The sequence below is a fragment of the Variovorax sp. P4_D9 genome (genome assembly GCF_056401695.1).
Genome location: NZ_JBFUIU010000729.1, coordinates 1 through 4,391, shown reverse-complemented (window position 1 = coordinate 4,391; position 4,391 = coordinate 1). Strand labels below are relative to the sequence as shown.

Genomic DNA, 4,391 nt, shown 5'->3' with positions numbered 1-4,391 from the left:
CAACAGCGCCAGCGCAGCGTAGCGGCACTCAAACGCCGCGCCGCTGCGCTGGGCTTTGCCGTCACCCCGGCAGCATGACCCCCGGCTCCATCACCTTGGTTTCTCAAGAGATTGATAGTCAAGCGCCGGTTGCGTCCTCACTGCGGCGCCTGCGATCAGGCGCCGCTCCAGCCACTGAATGAACGTGAAGATGGCGGCGCCCATCCCGGCCGTCCCAACGAGCGCCATGACGGGCAAGTCACTTCCACGTGGCGCCTGTCATGCGACCCGACAACCCGACCGCCCTCCCGGTCGCATGGGTGGGAGACGGTGCGCGTCAACGACCTGCCGATTGCGCGGCGGCCAAGATCACGTTCGCAACCTCCGCAGGTCGAGACAGCATGGGAACATGGCCCGATTCGAGTTCGATCGTCGACGCTTTCATGCGTGTTGCCATGAATCTCTGCAGTTCAGGATGGATGGTTCGATCCTGCGTGCACACTGCCGCGAGCCTGCCGAGCATCCAGATCCCCGACGAAGTCGCGCAGGAAGGCTTGCTCGCTCAAGTATCCAAAGCCGTCTGCCCCCCAAACCACGCCACTGCCCGCCGGCGCTGCGGGAAACTGTTTGACCAGCGCGCCGTAGTCCTCCCCCGCATCCGGCGCCCGCGCGGCGATGTAGGCCAATCCGACGACCTTGGGATCGACACCAGCTTCGCTGATCACTATTCCGCCGTACGAGTGACCGACTAGCAGCGTAGGGCCTCCTGCAGGGCGAGTGCGCGGCGAGTGGAATCGACGTCTTCAGGAAAGGATGTCAACGGACTTTGAACGCAGGTCACGCGCAGGCCCGCGTCCTGAAGTCGTGGAACCACCCTGCTCCAACTCGATCCGTCGGCATAGAGGCCATGTACAAGGACGACGGTTTTCACGTTCAGCGCTGGCTCGGCTTGGGCAGTGGGTGCAGCACCCCAGTCCTATCGACAACCATGCACGGATGCAGTCCAGAGGGCTCTCCGCCACGCCGCACGGTCACGCGTTCCTCGATGCATGGCTCAACAGTGGCGACATGCGAGATCTTGAGCGTAGCGTCGTCGTGTGTCCGCGTTCGTGCCCTATCAACGGATTTGTCCGTTCGGTGCGCGCAAATGACCTTGGAGATTGTCCGACCGACCGGCTGAACGCGGTACTGAACGCGCTCGCCGACTGGTAGCCGATGGCGTGTGCCACTTCGCCAAGCGAGAGCCTATCGTGCCAAAGCAGGTCTTTCGCGAGGGCCATGCGCCACCGGAGAACGTATTCCATAGGCGGGACGCCCAGGATCTGCGTGAATCTCGCGGCGAATGCGGCGCGAGACATCCCGACATGGCCGGCAAGTTTCTTCAATTGTCCAGCGGCGCGCCACATCATCATGAATGAGGCACAACGCCTTTGACATGCGGATATCGGTCAAGCCGGCGAGAAGGCCGGAAATCGGGGCGGCATCGTTTTCCTGTGCCGGGCGCCAGCGGAGGGCCTCGATCAACATGATCTGGACCAGGTGGGTGAGGATGGCATCTCCGCCAGGTTTCTGCGTCGAACTTTCCTCTCCGATCACCGGCGATCCAGGTCAGGCGTTCCCCGCCAAGGTCATTGGCCTTGATGTGGACGACCGTGGGGAGGAGCCCCACGAGAAGCGGTGCGTTCGTAGGGTCGAACAGGAAGTATCCCCCAGCATCCGCACGGCAGGCTCGTTTTCTTGCTGTCCGTGGAGGATCTCGCCTRCCGGGGTCGCATCGGGAATGCGCATGGTCGGCCGCTCCAGGGCATCAAGGTCGCTTCCCATGCGAAAACCCGGGGTCGCCGGCAGGAGCACGTAGTCCCCGGGCTCCATCAGAAATGGCTCGACGCCGTCCAGATTGAGCCAGCACGCTCCCTTGAGCATCAGGCAGAAGCTTGGCTGGCCGTAATTGGGGTACTGGACCGCCCATTTTCCCGCCCCGCCGACGAACTTCGACAGAACGGTCCGGGGCCGCAGCAGGGCCACGATGGAAGCCAATGGATCACTGTCTAGACGATCGCGCATGAGATTGAGACTGCAAGCTATGGATCGTCTCAGTCAACCGAAATAGCATTAACCCATCATGAAAGGGGATTCGATATGAAAACTCACTACTGTCCGGTTAAATGATCAGCGCCGAGGCTGAAATCCAGCACTGGCGCGGGCTGCAGGCCGATTTTGTTTGGTGCCGATTTGAACTTCGATGGCGAGGAATGGCGAATGTAAGGGAGCTTCCCCGTCCCGATTAAGCCGCTRCGTGTTGCGGCTGCCGGCAACAAAGTGCCACGATGGGGTTGCGAATCTCCATCAACTCACTCGGAAGGGGAAGCCCCATGACTATTTTGTACGTTGGCATCGATCTCGCCAAGACCGTTTTCGCCGTCCACGCAGTGAATGAAGCYGGCAAGTCCGAGCTYGTGCGTCCGAACGTGGCGCGAGCCAAGTTGCTCGAATTGATCGTGTCGCTGCCGCCCTGCGTGATCGGCATGGAAGCATGCTCCGGYGSGCACCACTGGGCGCGCCAGTTCATGGCCCAYGGTCACACGGTGCGCCTGATGGCACCGAAGTTCGTCAGCCYGTATCGSCTRTCCGGCAAGCGTGGCAAGAATGACGCCGCCGACGCGGCGGCGATCTGCGAAGCGGTACAGCGGCCSAACATGAGATTCGTGCCGATCAARAGCTTGCAGCAGCAGTCACAACTGAGCGTGCATCGCGTGCGCCAGGGATTCATCGAGCAGCGCACGGCAACCATCAATCGGATACGCGGCTTGCTCAGTGAGTTCGGTGTCGTGCTGCCGCTGAAGGCATCGACCGTGCGCAGCCAGGCCATGGCGTGCCTGGAGGATCTACCCGGGTGGAGCAATACCGTCATCGGCGACTTGCTCAGCGAATTGACGCGCCTGGACGAGCGGATTGCGCTCTACGATCGGCACATCGCGCAGATGGCTAGCGAAGACACCCGGGCCCAGCACCTCATGCGCTTGCGTGGGGTCGGCCAGACCACCGCCACCGCGCTGCTGGCCATGATCGGCAACGGGCATGAGTTCAAGTGTGGTCGCCAGTTCACAGCCTGGCTCGGCTTGGTGCCCAGCCAGTACAGCTCGGGAGGCAAGGCACGACTGGGCCACATCACGAAAGCGGGCGATCCGTACATCCGATCGCTGCTGGTCCTGGGCGCCCGAGCGGTACTCAACTCAGCCACGAACAAAACTGATGCGGTCAGCCAATGGGCCACGGCGTTGGCCGAGCGTCGCGGCTACTGGCGAGCGATCGTCGCCATCGCTGCCAAGAATGCCCGCATGGCCTGGGCCGTACTGTCTCGAGGAGAGCAATTCACGATGCCGGCATGACCCAGTGGGTCAGCAACCCAAACCATTCGAACCGAGGATTTGCATCGAACCCATTCCACAATTTCTACCGCCGCTTGACGGCTCGCAGTGATGAAACAAGGTTGGACCTGCGCGGGGTGTGCCTGAGAAAAGTTCGGAGACGGCAACCGCCGTTCTCGATAGGCGAACGAGGCCCCCGCGCGCGTCTTTCATCAGGGTCCGCAGCCATACGGGTGCTGCATCAATGACCGTTTGTAGTTCAGCCAGTCCGCACCTTGTCTTCTTCCGTCACTGCCGCGCCCGGCTGATCGGCGCGTCATATCGCGACGTCATATCCAATTCGCAGTGGCGACCCCTCCCCACGAGGACCGTCAAGGCCGAGCATCGCTTGCATTCTGCGGGAGCCCACAAATATCGCTTGCATTCTGCGGGAAGCCCTTGTAGTAAATCGGTGCGGTGCCTGGAAACCCAGCATCCATGCCCCTGGGGATGGACGGGCCCGTTTGCTGATTTGATTCCCACGGGGCGATTTTTTCTGCGCGTGAGATACCGAGCGGTTTCCAGCCGGCGGGCACTACAGACTTTTCGTCCCCCCCGACAGGCTCAGCAGCTGCGCTAACGCTCGTCGGATCGTGCTTACGCCACACAAAAATGCCCTTTTCAGCGCATCGCACTCATGACGGCGCAATAAATTGCTGCGGTTCGCTCGATGATTCTTGAGGTCGCCACGCAGCATGCGGTCGAGGGACTGACCAGACCAAGAGCGCGTCGAGATGTTCGAGCGCTTCATTGGCGGCGACCGACAGGCCAAGGAGGGCCGTAGAGGAAGGTAAATCTGATACTGGCCACGCGCGCCGTTTTGTCTCTGGGCGGCTGCGCTTGTAGTCACAGATTTACGGTCGCAAGAAGGAAAGTAAATCTGGTACTTCGCAACCGCGCAAACCACATTCGATACTTCGCGAATCCAAGAACGCAAAGGCTGCGTAAGACATTGAATCATGAGGAGTTTCGCGCCACGCTTTTCGACGCCGCTGGACTCGCCAC

At 61.2% G+C, this 4,391-nt stretch carries 7 protein-coding genes; 1 reads left to right on the top strand and 6 read right to left on the bottom strand.

The genetic code is table 11. The annotated features are described in order from the left end of the window. Positions 1-316: 316 nt before the first annotated feature. From AC1DY5_RS43765 to AC1DY5_RS43745, 5 genes are all read right to left on the bottom strand, one after another. Complete coding sequence (locus AC1DY5_RS43765; protein ID WP_478120664.1) at positions 317-436, bottom strand: hypothetical protein; 120 nt, start codon at positions 434-436, stop codon at positions 317-319. Between the two features lie 13 nt (positions 437-449). Continuing rightward, a complete protein-coding gene (locus AC1DY5_RS43760) occupies positions 450-704 on the bottom strand; it encodes a hypothetical protein (protein WP_478120663.1) in 255 nt (84 codons plus the stop codon). Between the two features lie 306 nt (positions 705-1,010). Then, positions 1,011-1,337 (bottom strand): helix-turn-helix transcriptional regulator, encoded by a 327-nt coding sequence (locus AC1DY5_RS43755; protein ID WP_478120665.1) that lies wholly within the window; start codon positions 1,335-1,337, stop codon positions 1,011-1,013. Beyond that, positions 1,225-1,575: a hypothetical protein gene (locus tag AC1DY5_RS43750; protein ID WP_478120666.1), complete on the bottom strand. Its 351-nt coding sequence runs from the start codon at positions 1,573-1,575 to the stop codon at positions 1,225-1,227. The genes AC1DY5_RS43755 and AC1DY5_RS43750 overlap by 113 nt, the downstream gene beginning before the upstream one ends. Positions 1,576-1,587: 12 nt before the next feature. After that, positions 1,588-2,016: a cupin domain-containing protein gene (locus AC1DY5_RS43745; RefSeq protein ID WP_478120662.1), complete on the bottom strand. Its 429-nt coding sequence runs from the start codon at positions 2,014-2,016 to the stop codon at positions 1,588-1,590. Positions 2,017-2,351: 335 nt separating this feature from the next. On the opposite strand from AC1DY5_RS43745, the gene AC1DY5_RS43740 reads away from it, so the two are divergent. After that, the gene (locus AC1DY5_RS43740; protein ID WP_478120661.1) at positions 2,352-3,368 is read left to right on the top strand and encodes an IS110 family RNA-guided transposase; all 1,017 of its coding nucleotides are present in this window, start codon (positions 2,352-2,354) and stop codon (positions 3,366-3,368) included. Between the two features lie 553 nt (positions 3,369-3,921). Here AC1DY5_RS43740 and AC1DY5_RS43735 read toward each other — a convergent pair. Beyond that, the coding region (locus AC1DY5_RS43735; RefSeq protein WP_478120660.1) for a hypothetical protein at positions 3,922-4,391 on the bottom strand (470 nt) is incomplete at its 5' end.